This is a genomic window from Paenarthrobacter sp. RAF54_2 (assembly GCF_052113945.1).
GTDB lineage: Bacteria > Actinomycetota > Actinomycetes > Actinomycetales > Micrococcaceae > Arthrobacter.
Map to the genome: position 1 here is coordinate 36,659 of NZ_JBFRDV010000001.1, position 19,583 is coordinate 56,241.

At 62.8% G+C, this 19,583-nt stretch carries 17 protein-coding genes; 6 read left to right on the forward strand and 11 right to left on the reverse strand.

The window, feature by feature from the left end; genetic code table 11:
• Window positions 1-52 precede the first annotated feature (52 nt).
• The 3 genes from AB4Y87_RS00200 to AB4Y87_RS00210 form a co-directional block, all read right to left on the reverse strand.
• Window positions 53-3,646 (reverse strand): TM0106 family RecB-like putative nuclease, encoded by a 3,594-nt coding sequence (locus tag AB4Y87_RS00200; RefSeq protein WP_442002483.1) that lies wholly within the window; start codon window positions 3,644-3,646, stop codon window positions 53-55.
• A gap of 125 nt (window positions 3,647-3,771) precedes the next feature.
• Window positions 3,772-5,391, reverse strand: a complete 1,620-nt coding sequence (locus tag AB4Y87_RS00205) for an ABC transporter permease (protein ID WP_442002484.1) — start codon at window positions 5,389-5,391, stop codon at window positions 3,772-3,774.
• A complete protein-coding gene (locus tag AB4Y87_RS00210) occupies window positions 5,391-6,299 on the reverse strand; it encodes an ABC transporter ATP-binding protein (RefSeq protein WP_442002485.1) in 909 nt (302 codons plus the stop codon). The genes AB4Y87_RS00205 and AB4Y87_RS00210 overlap by 1 nt, the downstream gene beginning before the upstream one ends.
• Window positions 6,300-6,499: 200 nt before the next feature.
• Here AB4Y87_RS00210 and AB4Y87_RS00215 point away from each other — a divergent pair, with 200 nt between their 5' ends.
• The gene (locus tag AB4Y87_RS00215) at window positions 6,500-6,955 is read left to right on the forward strand and encodes a nucleoside deaminase (RefSeq protein WP_442002486.1); all 456 of its coding nucleotides are present in this window, start codon (window positions 6,500-6,502) and stop codon (window positions 6,953-6,955) included.
• Between the two features lie 93 nt (window positions 6,956-7,048).
• Here AB4Y87_RS00215 and AB4Y87_RS00220 read toward each other — a convergent pair whose 3' ends face one another.
• On the reverse strand, window positions 7,049-9,322 hold the full coding sequence (locus AB4Y87_RS00220) for a hypothetical protein (RefSeq protein ID WP_442002487.1): 2,274 nt from the start codon (window positions 9,320-9,322) through the stop codon (window positions 7,049-7,051).
• Window positions 9,323-9,646: 324 nt separating this feature from the next.
• Here AB4Y87_RS00220 and AB4Y87_RS00225 point away from each other — a divergent pair, with 324 nt between their 5' ends.
• Complete coding sequence (locus AB4Y87_RS00225; protein WP_442002488.1) at window positions 9,647-10,081, forward strand: CBS domain-containing protein; 435 nt, start codon at window positions 9,647-9,649, stop codon at window positions 10,079-10,081.
• A 72-nt stretch (window positions 10,082-10,153) separates the two neighbouring features.
• Here AB4Y87_RS00225 and AB4Y87_RS00230 read toward each other — a convergent pair whose 3' ends face one another.
• Entirely contained in the window at window positions 10,154-10,450 is a 297-nt protein-coding gene (locus AB4Y87_RS00230; protein WP_216926150.1) for a hypothetical protein, read from the reverse strand.
• Window positions 10,451-10,540: 90 nt separating this feature from the next.
• Here AB4Y87_RS00230 and AB4Y87_RS00235 point away from each other — a divergent pair, with 90 nt between their 5' ends.
• Window positions 10,541-13,018, forward strand: a complete 2,478-nt coding sequence (locus tag AB4Y87_RS00235; protein WP_442002489.1) for a Tex family protein — start codon at window positions 10,541-10,543, stop codon at window positions 13,016-13,018.
• A gap of 108 nt (window positions 13,019-13,126) precedes the next feature.
• On the opposite strand, the gene AB4Y87_RS00240 is transcribed toward AB4Y87_RS00235, so the two are convergent.
• Together AB4Y87_RS00240 and AB4Y87_RS00245 are read right to left on the reverse strand one after the other, a co-directional pair.
• Entirely contained in the window at window positions 13,127-13,531 is a 405-nt protein-coding gene (locus tag AB4Y87_RS00240) for a DUF1622 domain-containing protein (RefSeq protein ID WP_442002490.1), read from the reverse strand.
• A gap of 33 nt (window positions 13,532-13,564) precedes the next feature.
• Window positions 13,565-14,479 (reverse strand): MSMEG_6728 family protein, encoded by a 915-nt coding sequence (locus tag AB4Y87_RS00245; RefSeq protein WP_442002491.1) that lies wholly within the window; start codon window positions 14,477-14,479, stop codon window positions 13,565-13,567.
• Between the two features lie 82 nt (window positions 14,480-14,561).
• Here AB4Y87_RS00245 and AB4Y87_RS00250 point away from each other — a divergent pair, with 82 nt between their 5' ends.
• The 3 genes from AB4Y87_RS00250 (at window position 14,562) to AB4Y87_RS00260 (ending at window position 17,071) form a co-directional block, all read left to right on the forward strand.
• On the forward strand, window positions 14,562-15,593 hold the full coding sequence (locus tag AB4Y87_RS00250; RefSeq protein ID WP_442002492.1) for an adenosine deaminase: 1,032 nt from the start codon (window positions 14,562-14,564) through the stop codon (window positions 15,591-15,593).
• Between the two features lie 155 nt (window positions 15,594-15,748).
• Window positions 15,749-16,630: a pullulanase X25 domain-containing protein gene (locus AB4Y87_RS00255; protein WP_442002493.1), complete on the forward strand. Its 882-nt coding sequence runs from the start codon at window positions 15,749-15,751 to the stop codon at window positions 16,628-16,630.
• Between the two features lie 132 nt (window positions 16,631-16,762).
• Window positions 16,763-17,071: an acylphosphatase gene (locus AB4Y87_RS00260; protein ID WP_442002494.1), complete on the forward strand. Its 309-nt coding sequence runs from the start codon at window positions 16,763-16,765 to the stop codon at window positions 17,069-17,071.
• Between the two features lie 10 nt (window positions 17,072-17,081).
• Here the strand turns inward: AB4Y87_RS00260 and AB4Y87_RS00265 are convergent, their stop codons facing one another.
• From AB4Y87_RS00265 to AB4Y87_RS00280, 4 genes are read right to left on the reverse strand one after another with little or no spacing between them, the layout of a single operon-like run.
• Window positions 17,082-17,474, reverse strand: a complete 393-nt coding sequence (locus AB4Y87_RS00265) for a type II toxin-antitoxin system VapC family toxin (RefSeq protein ID WP_442002495.1) — start codon at window positions 17,472-17,474, stop codon at window positions 17,082-17,084.
• Window positions 17,471-17,737, reverse strand: a complete 267-nt coding sequence (locus AB4Y87_RS00270) for a type II toxin-antitoxin system Phd/YefM family antitoxin (RefSeq protein ID WP_442002496.1) — start codon at window positions 17,735-17,737, stop codon at window positions 17,471-17,473. Before AB4Y87_RS00270 ends, AB4Y87_RS00265 begins: the two co-directional genes overlap by 4 nt.
• Before the next feature lie 59 nt (window positions 17,738-17,796).
• The gene (locus AB4Y87_RS00275; RefSeq protein ID WP_442002497.1) at window positions 17,797-18,687 is read right to left on the reverse strand and encodes a ribokinase; all 891 of its coding nucleotides are present in this window, start codon (window positions 18,685-18,687) and stop codon (window positions 17,797-17,799) included.
• Between the two features lie 22 nt (window positions 18,688-18,709).
• A complete protein-coding gene (locus tag AB4Y87_RS00280) occupies window positions 18,710-19,483 on the reverse strand; it encodes a GntR family transcriptional regulator (RefSeq protein WP_442002498.1) in 774 nt (257 codons plus the stop codon).
• Window positions 19,484-19,583 lie beyond the last annotated feature (100 nt).

A 19,583-nucleotide genomic window follows, 5' to 3' on the forward strand; every position in this document is an offset into this window, starting at 1 on the left:
TCCCAGTGCTGGGAACAACCACAAATGCCAGCTACTTGGGCCGGGTGTGCGCTTAGGTGACCCCACGCTGGCATAGGGCCACAAAGCCGCCAAGGTTTTCCAGACCCTCCGGGTGCGTCGGGAGGTAGTTGGTCAGTTCAGGCGAACGCACGACGACGGCACGCCACTGCCCCCGCGACACCGCCACGTTGATTCGGTTGCGTAAGAGCAGGAACTCCATTCCGCGCGGCACTTCCCCTGCTGCTGACGCGGCCATGGAGACGATGACCAGCGGTGCTTCCTGGCCTTGGAACTTATCTACCGTTCCTACCCGCACTTTTGCCAACCCCGCTGCGCGGAGCTCGTGCTTGATCAGTTGTACTTGGGCGTTGTAAGCCGCGACCACCAAGATGTCGGTTTCCTCGAGAGGCCGGCTCGCCGGGGCATCAGAGGGGTCAGTCCACGGCAGGCCCACGTGTGCCTGGACCTGACGGACAACCTCTGCGGCTTCCTCCGGCGATGACGTCGAGTTGCCCGTATGCGGGACATACACACAGGAAATGCCAGGGCTGGCACCTTCCAAGTGGCGAAGTGATGCGGCCGGCGCTGCTTCGAGTCGGTTGTCATAGGAGAGCTCGGAGACTGCGTCACATAGGGCGGGATGCATCCGCCAGGACAACGCGAGGAAATAACCGAGTTCGGGGGGCAACGTGTTGTAACCAGCCGACAACCACCCCAGCGCAGATTCGTCCACGGGTTCAGGGTGTTTGCCCTGGGTGACTTGCGGTAGTTGCTGGGGATCACCCAACAGCAGGAGGCGTTTTGCTGCGCGGCTCACGGCCATCGTGTTCGCCAGGGAGAACTGGCCGGCCTCGTCAATGACCAGCAGATCCAGCGAGCCAGCCGGAACTTCCTTGCCTACCATGGCCCACGCAGTACCGCCGACCAGAGCACCGCCCGGTTTGGACAAGATGTCGCTGACGTCGGCCTTGGCGCACGCACTCCACGGCACCGGTTCACCGTGTTTCACTTCCTTGGCCACGCGTTGTGGATCCACTCCTGCTTTCTCCACGGCAGCGCAGAGCATATGCTCCACCACGGCATGGGACTGGGCCACGACGCCGACTTTCCAGCCATCTGCCACCAGCCTGGCCAGCACGTGGGCCCCCACATACGTCTTTCCGCTGCCGGGAGGGCCCTGGACGGCCAGGTAGGAATGGTCCAGGGCCTTTACTGCTGCAGTGATGGCGTCGACGTAGCCATCAGGGCCCGGTTCGACGGCAGGCAGAGATTGAAGGCTACGTAGTTTTGGCGGCTTCCTTCGCACCAGGTCCAACGCTGGATCTTGAGGCCATTCCGGCAGGGAATCCCTTAGCCTGCTGGCCAATGCTGCAAGAGCAGCCCTCTGGCCGTTCGTCGGAATCGGATTGTCTGGCGTTAGCGCCATTGGTAGCTGGCTAAACTCCGTGGAGTCCTTGCGAAGTCCTTCGCAGATGGTGACTGTCTCGGCGTCGTCCGTCTCCCCGACCTCAATGACGTCCGTGCCCCACCAGCCAGCACGGCCGAACACGGAGGATTCATTTGCCACCAAGGCATCGGGCAGGGGCGGACCGTACATGCGGAAATACGTCTTGCCGGGCTCCAATCCCGCGCCGTCCCCGGAACGGCCGAGCAGTTTCACGATCCGGGCAGGGCGACTGCGAGGCGTTGGTTTGGCCCAGTCCTTCAGCACCACAGCCTGCTCCACCGTGAAAATATCGCGGCCGTCCTCCCACTGGGACACTGGCTTTTCCAAGCGGTCGAAGTGCGACCACCAATATTGTTTGTCCTCACGCCGGTGATATCCAACGCCCGCTGCCACAATCGCTATGGCTCGGGAATCGGGGGACACCCTTTCCTCATCCGGCAGCGCGGCAACGTAGTCCAGCAGGACGGTTTCTTCCGGTGCGGCCTCGTATTTCTTCGGTTCAGCTGCGGTCTGTGAGTCCTCGGACCCGTCTGACTCTTTTCCATCCCCGGCGTCGTCGCCGGCCGAGCCCTGCGGCACGATGGACCGCTCGGCGGCGCGGGCAAGGAGCCAGTTGCGCAACTCCAACGTTGAGAGGCAGTCGTACTCGTTGTAGTCCCTGATACTTTCCAGAATGGCGGCAGCCTGGTCAGCGTTGTCTGTGTCCCGTGCGGTGCAGTAGTCGGCGTAGGCAACCACGGAGGCTCCGGCGTCGGTGACATCACCGGAGCGCAAATGCTGGCCCATATACAGGGGCTCGAGCTTTTTGATGCTGTACGAGTTCTCTGACACGCGAATGCTGTGCCGGACGGTGTCGTAGAGGTCCACCAGGACGCCTTGGCGCAGGAGGTCGTCGACGGCGGTTTCGCCCACCACGTGCGTCAAGGACAGGTTGCGCAGTGCCGTCTTTTCGTAGGCAGCATAGTGGTAGATATGCATGCCGGGGTAGCTGGCACGGCGTTTGGCCACGTACTCAAGGAAGTCCACGAACGCCTGGCCTTCTTCAGCCCGCGAATGTGCCCAGAACGGGCGAAAAACCGGTTCGGCGCCAGGCTCCACGGGATTTTCGATGACTCCGAAAAGGTACTCTAGACCCCATTTGCCCGTGGCTGGATCCTGCCACAGGGGATCGCCCTCGAAGTCAAAGAAGATGTCCCCGGGGTCCGGAGTGGGGAGCCTGCCGAGCGTGTTATCCGACAGCACCTTATAGCTCACGGCCTTGGCTTCCCCGGCTTTGTCCGTGTAGTTCACGGTCCCATCAGGGGTTCCTGTGCCCGTCTGGAGCTGGGCTTGCTCCCGAAGGCGCAGCAGCGTGGGGTCGCCAACTTCCGGAAGCGCGGCCAGTTGGTCGATGGTGGTGACCCCGGCTTCCATCAGCTTCTTGCGGCGGCTGATACGCATACCGGCAACCATAAGGAGGTCACGGTGCAGTTTGACTTGCTCGGCGCAGTAATCGCAGCGGCCGCACGCGGAGAAACGGGAGTCGCCCCATTCGACGGGACCTGAAGCCATGTGGGCCGTGGTCATTTTGAGGAACCGTTCCCGGCGTTCTTTGAAAACCGGCAGAATCTCCGCGAGCGGGTGATCGCTGTGCACCCGGTTGCCCAGGACCAAGGTGACTGTGGGATCCGGCGCGATACCGGCATGAAGGAGTTGGTCGCCGTAGGCCGCCAGCTGCAATAGGGCAGTGACCTTGGCATGGCGGGCAAGCTTGGTATCGAAGACGGCGTACTGGCCGCCAGGACGCTTGACCAGGAAGTCCGAGCGCCCGTGGAAATGGCCATCGAAGAATGCGGCCTGAAACACGATATCCGCTCCGGAGCGCAAGGCGTCGATGGATTCCGCATGCTTGGCCAAAAGGGTGGCGCGGTCCATGGCGGAGACGGGAACGACGTCGTAAACGCCCTTTCCTGTAGCCGGGTCCCACGGCCCGAACTCAGCCACGAACTCATCCAGGACCCGATGCTCGTGGACATCGCCGAGCTTTGCAGTCCGCTCCAACATGGCATCTGAGGCGAAGTCAGGCTTGGGGGAGCGGCTCAGTTTTTCGTCGAGTTTCCTGAGCAGCTGGTACTCACAGGTGGCAGCGATGACAAGATCGCTGGCGGAAAACACCAAATCCTGCGGCGCGCCAGCTATCTCCGAATCGAGAAAGAACACCGTGACCTACTCCCTGTTGCCGGATGAACCACTGCAAAGTGGACCATAAAGCCAAGCTATCAGCGGCCCCCGACAATTTAGGACCCCACCGGCAGACCCAAAGAATGCGGCAGACTGTGCGGATCTCACGCGGTGAGGTCCCGGCGTCGGAGCAGGTAGGCCGCTAGTCCTGCTCCGGCCACGGCAATGCCGGTCATGGTGAGGGCAGCTGCGGGGTCGAACGTTTCGATGGGCATCGCCGCTGTGTGCCGGAACGGGCTGAGATCCTGAAGCCAAGCGGGCAGGCGCATCAGTTCGCCGAACTGTCCCAGAACCAGCCCTACGGCCAGGAACCCCCACCCGAAGGCAATACTCATCCGGGGGATCGTGGCGAACGCCACCGATGTAACGGCGACGAATACGACGGCGGCCGGCACGTGAGCCAGGGCAGCACCAACCAGCAGGCCCGGCGGCCCGCTTGCCACCCCTGAGAGGGCAAGCCCCAGGGTGGCTGCTGTTCCCGCGACCACGGCGACGACCACTGCCGAGGCGGCGGAAAGGATCAGGTTCGCCGCCAGCCACCGTGCCGGGGAACGGGGTGTGGGAAGGAGAAGTTCGGCCCGGCCCTCGGCTTCTTCTGCCCTAAGCCGCAGGACCACTTGGATGCCGGCAGCCGCGGCCAGGACGCCCGCGATGCCCAGAAGCGCCGTGGTGAAGACGTCGATGAGCTCACCGCGGCCACCAGGGACGAGCCGGATGATCAGCTCACGGAGCGACTGGTTGCCACCGATGACGTTGGTGACCACTGGTCCAAGTCCGCCGGCGATGCTGCCGAGCAGGGCCGAGAAGATGCACCAGCCCAGCAAGGTCAGCCGTTGTTGGCGCCACGCCAAGCCCAGAAAGGAGGTACTCCCGAGGGCCGCCCGGTCCCGTCCGGCATGTTCGGGCAACAGGCTTTCGCCCAGGTCCCTTCGACTCCTGAGCGCCAGGACCGCCAGGGCCAGAACAAGGCTCACGGCGGCCAGGACCAGCAGCGGTGTTGGGTCTGCGACCGTGAACGGCCGGGAACGTTGCCCCCAGCCGATGGGCGAGAGCCACGAAAACCATCCGCTGGTCACATGGGTCAGATCAGAGGATGGGGTACCGAAGGCGTCCCCGATGCCGCGCACGAAATAGGCTGCCCCGACCAGTCCGGCGGCTGCGCCGTTGGCTGCCCGGCCCGAGGGCATGATCTGCGCCACCACCGCACTGACGGCCACGAAGAATGCCCCGACGGCACCCACGGCGGCTCCTGCCGTGAAGGCTCCTGACCCCGGCAGTCCCGCGGCAAGGAAACCGCCCGCCACACAGAGCGCCAAGGTCAGATTCGCTATCCCGCCCAGGATCAGGGTGGCCATCAGGGGCGCTGCTCTGCGGACCGGGACGGAGCCGATCAGCTCTGCCCTTCCGAGTTCCTCATCCATGCGGGTGTGCCGGATGACCAGAAACGTGCTCATCAGTCCTGCCAGGACAGCGGTGAAGGAGTAGCCCTGGAAGAACACCACCGCTCCGATGCCGGTGCCGTCGGGCAGTCCGCGGACGAACAGGAACGCCGGGCTTGCCCCGGCCACAGATATGATCGCCGCCCGGGATGCCTCGTCAGCAAATTCAGTGGCGACGGCATTGGCGATGATGAAGCCCAGAAAAGCGATACCCAGGATCCAGACCGGCAGCAGCACGCGTTCCCTTCGCGCCTGGACGAGAAATAGTCCCATCTCGCCGGACATCAGCGCACCTGGCTGTTCGCGTTGCCGTAGTGGCTGAGGAAAAGGGACTCCAACGACGGCGGAGACACCGTCAGCCCGCTGATCCCGGCGGTCGCCGCTGCTTCCAAAACAGTGGCAAGATCGGCCGGGTCCACATCGAACTCAACGATCTCACCGTCAGTGGTGACGTCCTGCACTCCGGGCAGGGCCGTCAACAACGCCGAGTTGGTGGCCTCGACCCTGAAATGGGTGAGCTTCAGGTGCCGCAACTCCGATAGCGTCCCCGACTCCACGGCCCGTCCTGCCCGGATGATCGTCACTCTTTTGCAGAGGTGCTCGACCTCGCTAAGAATGTGGCTGGACAGCAGCACCGTTGCACCGTCTGCGGTAACGCGCTGAACCTGACGGCGGAACACCGACTCCATGACGGGATCCAAACCGGCGCTGGGTTCATCGAGCAGATACAAGCGCGCCGGGCGGGCGAACGCCGCGATCAGCGCGACCTTCTGACGGTTTCCCTTCGAATACGTCCGTGCCTTACGCCGCGGATCCAACTCAAACTCCTCAACGAGGTCCCGGCGAAGCCGTTCATCGACGCCCCCACGCAGCCCGGTGAGCAGATCGATGACTTCCCCACCTGAAAGGTTCGGCCACAAGCTCACATCTCCAGGAACATATGCAACGTCGCGATGAGCGCGGACCGGATCCTGCCATGGATCCAGACCGAAAACCCGCGCGGTTCCTGAGCTGGGGCGCATAAGTCCCAGCAAGACACGCAGGGTTGTTGATTTCCCGGCACCGTTAGGGCCCAGAAAGCCGTGGACTTCGCCTTCATGGACCTGCAAATCCAGTCCATCCAGGGCACGGGTCCTGCCGAAAGTTTTGACTAGCCGTACAGCGTCGATGACTGGTTCTGATGCTGATGACATGGCTGATCCTGTCCCTCGGTCCAACGACCGAGGCGGATGCCAGAGCCGTTCCGCGGGCCCAACAGCCAGCGGGCCGACCAGGCTTCCCGGCTCTCCGAACCACAGCCTACGTCCGCCAGCCCGTGCGGGGAAGAGTGCGAGGGAGCAACCCTGCTGGATACGCTGGGACAACGGCCAAGAACATCCAAGGACGGAACACCATGACTGAATCAGCACGTACCACCGCCGATCCCGCTTTCGAAGCCGCTTACGAGGCCGCACAGAAGAGCCTCAGCGAGGGCGGAATCCCCATCGGCGCCGCTTTGGCCCGTGACGGGAAGGTCATCGCGAGTGGGCACAACGAGCGTGTCCAGCATGGCGATCCGATCGCGCATGGCGAGATGTCCGCGTTGCGCGCGGCAGGGCGGCAAAAGAGTTACCGGGACACCACGCTCTACACCACGCTTGCGCCCTGTGCGATGTGTACGGGGACCATCATCCAGTTCAAGATTCCGCGCGTCGTGGTGGGCGAAGCGGAGACGTTCCCGGGCGAGTTCGACCTCCTGCGTTCGCATGGTGTGGAAGTCGTGGTCCTCGACGACCCGCGCTGCGTGGACATGATGCGGACGTTCCAGGAAGACCACCCTGAACTGTGGGCCGAGGACATCGCGGAATAACTGCAACAGAAGAGGGCGCGACGGCGGCACCAAGGGCGGGATGCCGCCGTCGCCGGCTGCGCAGGAGCCACATACCAAACGGCCATCCGACGACTATTTGGCAGGCTTCCTCGGAGCCGACCGGCGGGAACGGGCCGCCGGAGTTGATGGGATCAGGTCCTTGACCTGGGCCAGGACAGTCGGGTTCACGCCGCGGGAGCCCAAATCTTTGGCGAGGGTTTCCACCTCTGACTTTGCCGCCGCGGTGTTATCCGCCTTCACATGCAGCTCCGTTCGCAGTTCCACGAGCTTCCGGTAGGCCAGGTTGTTCGCCGCGCCGCTGCCCTTCTGGTAACTCGCGAGCCCGGCATCCGTCAGCGCCAGTGCCCGCTCGGGATCGGCGCTATGGTGCTTAACCATCTTGTCTTCCTTGCGGCGATAGAAGTCATCTCCCACGGACTGCGCGACGGCGGTGGCCGCCTTGACGCCCAAAGGCTCGCCGCCGAACCGCTCGGCTGCCTCGGTCAGGGCGTCCAGCCCTTTGCTCAGGTGCGGCGACATGGATCCTTCGAAGGCGAGCGTGAGTCCTACTTCGCGCGTGAAGAACTCGGGTGCAAACCGGTCCTCCTCCCGTGTGATCGGGAAGCCGACCCGCAATGGCAAGGTGTTGGACGCCTGGACGATGCCCTCGGTGGAATAGATGGCGCGGACCAGGTACTGGCCGGGCTCATCGAAAGCGAAGCCCTGCACTCCAAATGCCAGCTGGACCAGTTGGCTGTAACGGTCGCTGCCATCGCTCGTGACGCCGGCGGCTGGTTCCAAGGTCACCGGTTCAGGGAGGCCGTAGAAGCAGACCACGGATTCGTGCAGCACCACCGTTCCGTCCGGCTTCTGCACGTATACGGTGGTGTTCCCGAACCTGGGATCCAGGCGGCCATCCACGACTACAGGTACATCGCTGGTGTTCCGTAAGCGGAATTCGATGGACACAGGCTCCATGTAGTCGAAGTGGCTCTTGGCTGAGAGGGTCAGTTCAATATCGCTGCCCGGTCCGGAGACGGTCATGGCGCCGGCAGGGGATTCCAGATGCCCACCGGAAGCCCACGGGTCTCCGCCCATAATCACGGATGCACGGTCGCCATGGCGCATGTGGAGCAGTTCGTCGTCGTCGAATCTGAACCGGAAGTTGCCCCAGAAGGTATCCGTGCCGTTGCGCTGATCGTATTTCCAGTCGTAGTTCATCCACGACAAGGAATCCGGCCTCGCCTTGTCCCACGCATGCAGGAAGTTGAAAGCGTGCCCTGCCTCGTGGACCCACGTGTACAGGAAGTGGCGCATCGCCCAAGCCTGGTCCTGCGTGGTGGGATTGGAGACCAGGTTCGTGAACCAGGAGTGGTTGCGGAAAACTGCAAAACCCTGGCGATCAGGGCCGCGACCCGCGCCGCCAAAGCCCGCAGCGGCGTCGAACATAATGCCCCCAACTCCGGCGGTGTCGAAGAGACCTGCCTGCACGCCCCAAAGGTTCCAGGCAGGCCATCCGGAGTTGAACTTGCCGAAGGAGGTCTCCATGGCATCGTGAAGTTCGCCGACGTTCCACGAGGCGAAGCCGGCAGCACTGTCATCGATCACCGTATGGACCGGATCGATGGTGACGGCGACGCCCGCGTCGCGGTACGCGGACTCGATGGTGATGGTCCGGTTCGCCAGGTCCGCAGGGCGGTTGTTGTGTAAGTGGGTGCTGTAGACGGGCGCTTTGGGTTCGACGTCCACGGACGTGCAGTAGTCGAGCTCAAGGTTCATATCGCGGAAACAGCCCGAACGGTAGGCACATGCGTATGGCTGCCCGGCAACGCCGCCGGCCGTGAACGTGACCACTGCGCCAGTGATTGCGCCGTGGGACCAGGAGACGGTGATTTCCACCGTTGAGGCAGGATGCGTCCCTTTCCAGAAGCGGACGGTTCCCGTGATGTGTGCATCTGCGCGGGTCATGGTGACCACTGGGGTATCCACAATCCAGGACTCCACGTAGGTCTTCACGAGTTGGTTGACGCCACCGGTTTTAACCCAGCGGGTGCTGTATAGATCGCCGCTGACTTTGTTCAGCACCGGGGATTCCACGCCCTGACGGGGATCGACATCCAAGCGGAGATCCAGCGCACTGCCGACAGGGCCATTGCCTGCCTGGTTGCCTTCATAGCGGCCGCTCACGGGAGCGGAGCGCCAGCACCTCCACCAGTCTTCGGAGGGCCATGTCAACGTGCTGGGCTGGGCCCCAAAAGCGTGGGGTCCAGAAGCGTGCGGCCCAGAAGAAGAAGGAGGGAACGGGATGTCAGTGGGGTTGCTGGGGACAGGGTTGTAGTGGGTGCCGGGGACGTTGGGGGTGTCCATGTGAGGATCTTTCTCGCTCTGTAAGCAGTCAATATGCGTTCGTCCATCACAGGATGACCAGATGGACGGCATGACGGTTCAGGGCGGGGCGATGCATGTGAGGAGTCCCAAAGGGGGTGAAAGTGGCCATGCCCAGAAGCCGTGTGTAACCCAAAACGAGAATACTCCACCRAATGGATTATATCTAGGGAGGCATCTAAATTTTCTGCGCGGCAACCTGCCGGATCGCCTAGTCAGCCGCAGCAGCCAAGCGTAGGCTGGCAACATCGGCGTCGGAGCCGAAGGACCCCGCGTCGATGAACCCCATTCGATGAAGGAGGACCCATGAGTGTCGTACGTGAATTCATGACGACGGATGCCCAGTGCATTCCGGAGGACCAGACTCTTCAGGACGCCGCCCGCATGATGAGGGACTTGGACTGCGGTTCACTTCCCATCTGCGGCAATGACGGCAGGCTGACCGGCTTCATCACTGACCGCGACATCGTGGTCAAGTGTCTGGCCGAGGGAAGGGACGCGCGCGAAGTCCGGGCAAGCGAACTCGCCACCGGTAAGCCGTACTGGATTGACGCTGATGCCAACGTTGACGAAGCCATCAACATGATGGAAGAGCATCAGGTTCGCCGTCTTCCCGTCATCAAGGATCACAAGCTGGTAGGCATCATCAGCCAGGGAGATATTGCCCGCAACCACTACGCAGAACAGCGCGTGGGCGAAATGGTGGAGCACATCTCCTCCAAGGAGCACATGTCCCACTAGCGGCCAACCAGCCCGCTGTAATCCAGGTAATCCAGTAATCCAGGTAATCCAGCCGCCGCGAAGCGCTCCCCGTCAGAGGAACGCCTCGCGGCCCGTTCCTTCGCGCAGCACGAGTTCGTCATCCTCTATGGAGACAATCAGGCTCCTGGGTTTACCAGCGAGCTTTTTCGTTGCGCTGAGCTTTCTGCTGCGGACTTCAACTCCCACCGTGGCGCCTTTCGCCGGCAGCTCCACCGTGATTTCGTCGGCCATTCCCAACAGCATCTTGGTAGACACATCCCGTTCGGACACAGCTTCCTTGCCGTTGACGGTCACGCTCACGTCATCGGAAACAAACCCGTCCTGAAGGATGATGAGCAGTTCCTGCATGCTCCAACTACAGCACTAACAGCGCTCCCGGCATAGGCTTTCCGGAACCTGGACCTGAAAACTGTCGGTCATGTGAGGCAAACTGTCAGGGTGACTCAATCTCTCCAGCACCAGTCAGCCGATTCTGCCATCCATCAACTCATCGCCAACGAACTCGGCGTGAAGGCCTGGCAGGTCAAGGCCGCGGTGGAACTGCTCGACGCCGGATCCACCGTTCCCTTCATCGCCCGCTACCGTAAGGAAGTCACCGGGACGCTCGATGACACTCAACTGCGCGATCTTGAGGAACGCCTCCGGTACCTGCGTGAGCTGGAAGAGCGGCGCAGGACCGTTCTCGAGGCGATAGCAGCCCAAGGCAAGCTGACCCCGGAACTGGAAGCCGCCGTCGTCGGTGCTGACACCAAGGCGCGGCTGGAGGATATCTACCTCCCCTTCAAGTCCAAGCGCCGAACCAAGGCACAGATTGCCCGCGAAGCCGGGCTGGAGCCGCTGGCCGACGTCCTGCTCGCCAACCCACAGCTGGACCCCGAAACAGAAGCCGCCAAGTACCTCAACGCCGAACACTCCATTGAGGATTCTGCCGCCGCGCTCGCAGGCGCCCGCGCGATCCTGGTGGAGCGCGTCGCCCAGGACCCTGACCTGGCCGAGGACCTGCGTGAGCGGCTCTGGAAGCAGGGGCGCATGGTCTCCCGTGTCAAGAAGGGCATGGAGGCCGAAGGCCRGAAGTTCAAGGATTACTTCGAGTTCACGCAAGTCCCGTCCGGAATGCCGTCGCACCGGGTGCTCGCCTTGTTGCGGGGTGAAAAGGACGGCGTACTTGAGCTGGATCTCGCCGAAGCAGACCCCGCCGACGACGACGCCCTGGCCGCCGCCCGCGGCCGCTACGAGAACGCTGTGGCCAAGTGCCTTGGGGTCGCCAACCACGGCCGTCCCGCCGACCTCTGGCTCACCCAGACTGCCCAGCTCGCCTGGCGCGGTCGCATCCTGGACCGCCTCACCACGGATCTTCGCGGACGCATGTTTGCAGACGCCGAGGATGAAGCTGTTCGGGTCTTCGCCGCGAACTTGCGTGATGTCTTGCTCGCTGCGCCTGCCGGCAACCGCTCGACGCTTGGACTGGACCCGGGACTCCGCACCGGAGTTAAGGTGGCGGTGGTGGATGGCACCGGCAAGGTGGTTGCCACGGACACCATCTATCCTCATGCGCCGGCGAAGAAATGGGACGAGGCGTTGTCCACTCTCGGCCGCCTCGCCAAGCAGTACAACGTGGAACTCGTGGCGATCGGCAACGGCACGGCGTCGCGGGAAACGGACAAGCTGGCCACCGAGCTCATTAAGTCCCTTGAGGCCGCAGGCTCCAAGGGTGTCCAGAAACTGGTTGTTTCCGAGGCCGGTGCTTCCGTGTACTCCGCGTCGGCCCTGGCAGCTTCCGAGCTCCCCGGCATGGACGTCTCACTCCGCGGCGCTGTCTCCATTGCGCGCCGGCTTCAGGATCCGCTGGCCGAATTGGTGAAGATCGAACCCAAGTCCATTGGTGTGGGCCAGTACCAGCACGACGTCACCGCCGCCAAGTTGGACCGCTCACTGGACGCTGTGGTGGAAGACTGCGTGAATGCCGTGGGCGTGGACGTCAACACAGCGTCCCCCGCGCTGTTGAGCCGTGTGGCCGGCGTCGGACCGTTGCTGAGCGAAAACATTGTGGCGTACCGCAACGAGAATGGGCCGTTCGCCAAGCGGAGCGACCTCAAGAAGGTGCCCCGGCTGGGAGCGAAGGCATTCGAGCAGTGCGCCGGCTTCCTCCGGATCACCGGGGGAGCGGAGCCGTTGGATGCTTCCAGCGTGCACCCCGAGGCCTACTCCGTTGCCCGCAAGATCCTCGTCGCGGCTGGCGAAGGGCCCACCACTTCACTGGATCCGCAGACATTCGTGGACGGCACGTTCGGCCTGCCGACCGTCAAGGACATCATGACCGAGCTTGAGAAGCCTGGCCGCGACCCCCGTCCTGCGTTCAAGGCAGCATCGTTCTCGGAGGGGATTGAAAAGATCTCCGACCTCAAGCCGGGCATGATCCTGGAAGGCACAGTTACCAACGTTGCCGCGTTCGGTGCTTTCGTGGACGTCGGAGTGCACCAGGACGGTCTGGTCCACGTGTCCGCGCTGTCCAACAAATTCGTCTCGGACCCCCGCGAGATCGTGAAATCCGGACAGGTAGTGCGGGTCAAGGTACTTGAGGCCGATCCCGAACGAAAGCGCATCTCCCTGACCTTAAGGCTCGACGACGAACCCGGCACTGCGGGCGGCCGCGGCTCCGGCGGGCGTGCTTCGGGTGGAGGTAACCCTGGCGGAGGCGACCAGCGCGCACGAACTGCTGGAGGGCAGCGCTCAGGTGGTCAGCCGGGTCAGCGTGGGGGTGGTCAGCCGGGCCAACGCGGTGGTGGGCAGCCGGGCCAGCGCGGTGGTGGTCAGCCGGGTCAGGGTGACCGTCGCCAGGGCAAGCCGCAGCAGTCTGAAGCTCCCGCCAACACAGCTATGGCCGAGGCACTTCGTCGGGCAGGGCTCGGGAAGTAGCCAGCCGCAGCCGACGAAACCCCACCTTGTTCGCCTGTCATGCCGTACTACGGGATGATGGGCGAACAAGGGCGGGTTTTGACAGCGGAGCAAGCTACGACGGAGTGACTACGACGGAACCGACGAGCCATCCGGAACTGAACTGCCGCCGTCGTGGTCCTTTTCCTTCTGCCACGGCCAGCGGCCAGTGATCTCCAACTCAAGCGAGAAGCTCAGGAACGTCCGGATCAGCACGATGATCGCCAGGACGCCCACGCTCTCAAACGTGGGCGTCACAGCGACTGTCCGAATGATGTCGGCGGCCACCAGGAGCTCAAGGCCCAGGAGGATGGACCGTCCCAGCAATTGCCGGTAGGCGCGGTAGGGAGAAAACGGGGCGAGGCCGCTAGCCCGTTTGGGTTGGTACCCGCGCAAAGCGAGCGGGATGGAAACCAGCGCCCCAACCACCATGACTGCCACGCCGGCGAAGTCCATGTACCGGCCGACTTCTTCGATGATGTGCTGGAAATCCATGGCCCTCTCTCGCCGTTACTTTGCGGGCTGCGGTTACTGTGCCGGTGCGGGGATCGGGAAGAAGACCCGCGGATCCTGCAGCAGTGCCGGGTAGTCGAAATCGGAGCGCTTGACCACGTCAGTGACTTCGAAGTTCCGGGCGAACTTACCCTCAACCGTGATAGGCCGTCCCTGGACCAGCCCGACGGCGAAGATCTGGCCGCCGTCGAACGGGACGGCGATCTCGGTCTTGCCGGGAAGAGTATTGAACGCAGCTTCCTGGGCTTGGCGTTTCCGCGTGGGCTTCTTCTCCAGTACCTTGGCAGGACGCTTCTTGGGGCCTTTGAGTTGGCGGCGGGACTTCTCTTCCGCGTACACAAATTGGTACTCGCCGGATTCTGAATCTGCGGCAGCCTTGGCCTTGCCGTGAGGAGGCATGCTCACAGTGGTGAGCTGTTCCGGGCGGATGTCTTCCACATTGGCCCGCAGGATCCAGAGACGGTCCTCTTCGGGGTCTGCGGGGTGGAATTCGTGCTTGGGCTCGGGCCAGATGTATTCGAGCTTTTCTTCGACGCCCGGGAAGAGCGGTCCGTAGAACTTGGGGTCCTTGCCAATGAGCTTGGAGCGGTGGCTGAGGTGCAGGTCCTCGTAGCCCAGCCACGGCGGCATGATGATCCGGGAGGCGTAATCCGGGTGTGCAGCCTGGGGTGCGAACTCCGCGATGTTGTTGCGGGTGTTGTCCGGGTGGCCGCGCTGGATCCACTCGTCGGCCATTGCCAGGCCGTACATGGTGAGGGCGGGGACGTGGCCCATCCACATACGGACGGCCGGGTGCTGCTGCCAACCGTACTCCGGGATGACCAGTGCGCGGAGGACCTGGAGGGCTTCGACGCGCTGTTTGCCGAGCCTTGAGGTGTCGAGCGCCGCGGCGCTCTCACGGAAATCGGCGAAAGGGAGGAAAGTCTGCATCCTTTCAGTTTGGGGGTCCCGCGGCGAAGAACCAAGTTGAGTGCTCCGGGACACGTGCGGATATGGGGCCTAGAGTTGTCGAGTGGAAACTTTTGGCGAGAAAACGACGACGACGGCGCCCCCGGTTGCCGAACTGCACCTGCACATCGAAGGGACTCTCCAGCCAGAGCTGATCTTTGCCCTGGCCGAACGCAACGGCATCGAACTGCCGTATGAGGACATCGAAGAACTGCGTGAGAAGTACGAATTTACCGATCTGCAGTCCTTCCTTGACCTGTACTACGCCAACATGGCCGTCCTGCAAACCGAGCAGGACTTCACCGACATGACCCGCGCTTATCTTCAGCGCGCCGCAGCCGGGGGAGTGCGCCACGCGGAGATCATGATGGATCCCCAGGCGCATGTGTCCAGGGGTGTCCCGCTTGAGGTGTGCGTCAACGGTGTCGCGAATGCGCTGGCGACGTCGGAGGAAGACTTCGGCGTTTCGACACTCCTGATAGCGGCCTTCCTCAGGGACATGTCCCAGGACTCCGCGATTGAAGTGCTGGACCAGTTGCTCGCGATGCACGCCCCCATCGTCGGCATTGGGCTGGACTCAGCAGAGGTGGGCAATCCGCCGTCGAAATTTGAGCGACTCTACCAGCGTGCCGGTGACGCCGGGTTGCGAAGGATCGCCCACGCGGGCGAGGAAGGGCCGGCCGCCTACATCACCGAGGCCCTGGACGTGCTGCATGTGGAGAGGATCGATCACGGTATCCGCTGCATGGAAGACACGGAAGTGGTGCAGCGGCTCGTCGCGGAGCAGGTGCCCCTGACTGTTTGCCCGCTATCCAACGTTCGCCTGCGTACGGTGGACAAGCTGGCTGACCACCCACTGCCGGAGATGCTTGCCATCGGTTTGAACGTTTGCGTGAACTCGGACGACCCTGCCTACTTTGGCGGCTATGTGGACGACAACTTCGAGCAGTTGGCCAAGGTCCTTGACTTCTCGGTTCCGGAGCAGGCCACTTTGGCGGCAAATTCGATCCGTTCTTCGTTCGCCAGCGACGCCCGGAAAGCTGTATTGCTGGATGAAGTGACGGAGTGGGTCAAGGCGTCCGTGCCGGGCCAATAAACCCTGAATTGGTGCTAAAGGCGAGACCCGTCGATCACTTCCGGCCCCGGGAATGTCACACTCGGTCACGACACACGGTGTTTACCAATATCAGTCGCGCGAATTAACAATTCATTGGCAAACTGCAAGGGATTATTCACCGTAGAAGGAGAAGCATGGGCGCCAACACCGCCGAGAACACCAACCTTCGTCTGAAGGCCGTACTGGACATCCTCGCTGAGGGCGTATGGTCTGGAGCCTCGCTGAACGCAGGGGAAGTCCTGGCAGAGGCCATCGGACGCGTTCCTTTCAACGACCATGAGGCTGAACTTCTCAGTGGGGGCATTCCCCGCGGCCACAAAACCCTGACGTCGGCATCGGCAAAGCTGGTCAAGGCCGGCTGGCTGGTCAAGGGGCGTTCGGGATGGACCATCCCGGACGACGGACTGCGGGCGACGGTCGCCTTCCCTGACGTTTCGGCTTTCGCCGAGGCCCTCGACGCCGGAACACCGGTACCAGCCGATGTTCCCGTGCCTACGGCCCCGCCCGCAAAGGCCAAGACGAAGCGTGCGGCAACGTCGAAGAAGGCTGCAGCTCCGAAGGCTGCCGCAGAACCGAAGGTAGCTGCCGCGAAGGTGTCTGCGCCGAAGGCTGCCGCTACTAAAGCGACCGCCACCAAGGCTGCGCCGGCCGCGAAGAAGGCTTCCACACGGAAGGCTCCTGCGAAGGCAGCGGCGGCTCCCGCCGTCGAGACCCTGCCGCAGCCGGACGCCGTCGCGATCGCGGGTGACTTCAACAAGATCCTGGGCGCTCCGGAAGACTGGGCTCCCCAGTACGACGAAGTCCAGATGGAGTTCAACCCGCTGGTTCAGCTGTGGACGCTGACGGCTGAACTGCCGGCCGGTTTCTATACGTACAAGATCGCGCTGAACCGTTCATGGGATGAGAACTATGGCGCGTTCGGAGTCCGCGATGGTGCCAACCACGAGTTGAACCACGACGGCGGCCCGGTCACCTTCACGTACGACCACGCGACGCACGACATCGTGGTGGGCTGACCTAGTCCCAGCCGTTCACCAGGCCCGCCCTTGTTCGCTCCACTCGCTCTTGTACGGTGAGGAGAGCGGACAAGGGCGGGTTTCGTGGGTCAAGCACTCGGCATCACGGGTGCGCGCAGCTAGATTTGGTCCATGACTGACTCGCTGGAAAACCGCTACGGCGATGAGACGCTAAGAGTCACAGCCCGCATCACGGGCGTGGTCCAGGGCGTGGGATTCCGCTACTGGACTGCTCGCAAAGCGGATGAGCTCATGCTGAGGGGGACCGTCAGGAACAATCGCGACGGATCCGTGCAGGTGGTCGCCGAGGGATCGGTAGCCGGTACCGAGGCGCTGGTGAGTTGGCTCCATTCACCACGGGCACCTGGTCGTATCGAGAACATTGAATTCGAGGTTTCCGATGCCACGGGGGAGTTCGACGAGTTCCGGATCGTGGGCTAAACCGCTTTGGTCAGGACCCTGGAGACGATGTCGTAAGCCCGGACTCCACTCCGGCCAGGAGTAGTTCCGCATCGTACGCAACCAAGCTGTCGACTTGGAGCCTGATGGCGGTAGCAAGGTGGATTGCATCAGCGCTCCGAAGTCGCCGGGGCGAGGCCGCGGCATACATGAGATCGGACCGCGTCACATCGACCAGATTGATGCCGGCGAGGACGCTATTAACCACTTCGAACGGCAAGTCCCGGCGACGAGCGGCGCAATGGAGTTCCGTGTATAAGAGCATGGAAGCAACAAGATGCCCTCCGGCAGCCGTTATGTCCGAAAGATGGGCGGCTGCTATTGCTGACTCCCGCTCTTCCACTACGAGTTTTAGTACGGCTGAAGTGTCGACATAAACGATCACCGGTCGCCGCGCAGGTCCGCCAAAATGCCGGCGGTATCCATCTCACTTGCGACGCGCGAAAGAATTTTGAAGTCAACGGGACTCGTTGTGGCTGGCCGTACGCTTCCAGCTTGGAGCAAGCGTTCAAAGGGCGAAGCTGACGGCGGAATCAGTGTTGCGGCCACTTCACCATTATTGGTGACATCGATGATTTCGCCGTTCTTGACCCGCTCCAGGATCTTGCTGCTCTGATTGCGCAGTTCACGGTGTGGAATTGTTGTCATGATTGGCCTCCGTAGCAATCGTAGCACCCCCCAATCGAAGGCCACTGAAGTGCAATAGCTCAGGCCGCGACAGAGGAGCGCGTCGCTTCAACGTAGTGCTCCAAAGGCTTCAGGGCAGGCTGTGACGAAGCATCCCGGACAGCATCCGCACCGACGGCGTTGGCCACAGCCAGGGCATGGCTGTACTCAAGTCCGGAGCGGAGGGCCAGGACCAAGGCGGCGCAGAAAGCATCGCCGGCTCCGATGGTGTTGGCGATATCCGTGACCCGAACGGCAGGAGCTTCGGCCACGCGTTCGCCGTGCTCAAAGATCGCCGAGCCCTCGCCGCCGTACGTCACGGCAACGAGGGGGGCAGTGCGAAGTGCCGGGATCAGGGCGTACTCGGTCTCGTTCACGATCACCAGGTCGCAGCGTTCCAGGAGCTCCGGAATGATGGGCGCAGCAGGCGCTGCGTTGAGGGCAAAGTAGCCTTTGGTCCGGCGGGCGGCTTCCAGCACCACGTCCTGGTCAACTTCGAGTTGGCAGAGGACTGCTTCTTCCTCCGCGAAGGAGACTCCCTCCACGGACACGTCGGCGTTCGCGCCCGGGCACACAACAATCTGGTTCTCGCCTTCGCTGTCCACAAGCACCAGCGCAGTTCCTGTCGCGGCATTCACCTGCGCGATGTCCTGGACGTCGACGCCGGCACTCGCCATGGCGTCCAGGAGGCTCCGGCCTGCTTCGTCCCGGCCAACTGCCCCCACCATGCGGGAAGCGCCAGCGAGCCGGGCTGCGGCCACGGCCTGGTTGGCGCCCTTGCCGCCGGGCTGCTGACGGAGGATGGCGCCGCCCACGGTTTCGCCCGGCGTCGGGAGGCGGCTGGCGGTAGCCGTGATGTCGAGGTTGATGCTGCCTACGACCGTAAGCGCGGGCAGCAAAATGGGCGCGGAGGATTGAGGGGAGGAGCTCATGGAAGGACCTTTTCGGGAGGATTCAGGAGGACTGGATGACGGAGAGGTGACCGGCCTTGGCGGCCACGAGGCATTTGGCCAGGTAGAACGGGGAGCCCTTGCTGCGGACGTATTGAGTGAGGACCAGAACCGGCTCGGACGGGCGAAGATCCAGCAACTTTGCGCGGCTGGGACCGGCCGTACTCAGACTGATTTCGCATTCGCCAGGCCCAAGTGACGCCCCCGGAAGCCCGCTGAGGACCTCCAAAAGCGTCGAAGCCGAAAGGGTGGGAGCTTCGGCTGCTTCTGCGAGTGCCTCGGCTTCAGGGATGGATTGAGCCACGTTTTCCTGCAGGTGGGCCACAGGCTCGCCATTGCGGATCAGTACGCTTTCCCAAAACCAGACGTCCTGGCCAGGCTCCACGCCGATTCCGGGGGCCACGAATTCCGAGGCTGGCTGCTTGATCGCAGCAACGCGTTTGACCTGGATGTCCTGGTCCGGCCCGCCAAGGAGTTGATCGAACGGGCGGATGTGTTCGATGCCAATCCGGGGCAGTGAATCGGCTACGAATCGTCCGACTCCCCGCCGCGCCCTGGTGAGTCCGTCTTCCTCCAGCAGCATCAGCGCTTCCCGGATCACGGTGCGGCTGACATCCATCATGACGCCCAGTTCGGTCTCGGTTGGGAGTAATGAGCCCGGAGGGAGGAGCTTGGTCCTGATTGCCTCGGCTATGCGTGAGTATGCCGCAACGCGCAAGGGCTGGCCGGGTTGGGGCGCAATGGGTCGGGACAGGAACTGGACGGCATTGTCGGTCAAGGGTGCCTCGCTTGGGTTTGGTTACGGACACTGTACCCGAAAAATGTGATAGGTTGCACAAGCTCGTAATACATGCTTGTATAACAACTCACATCTCGTG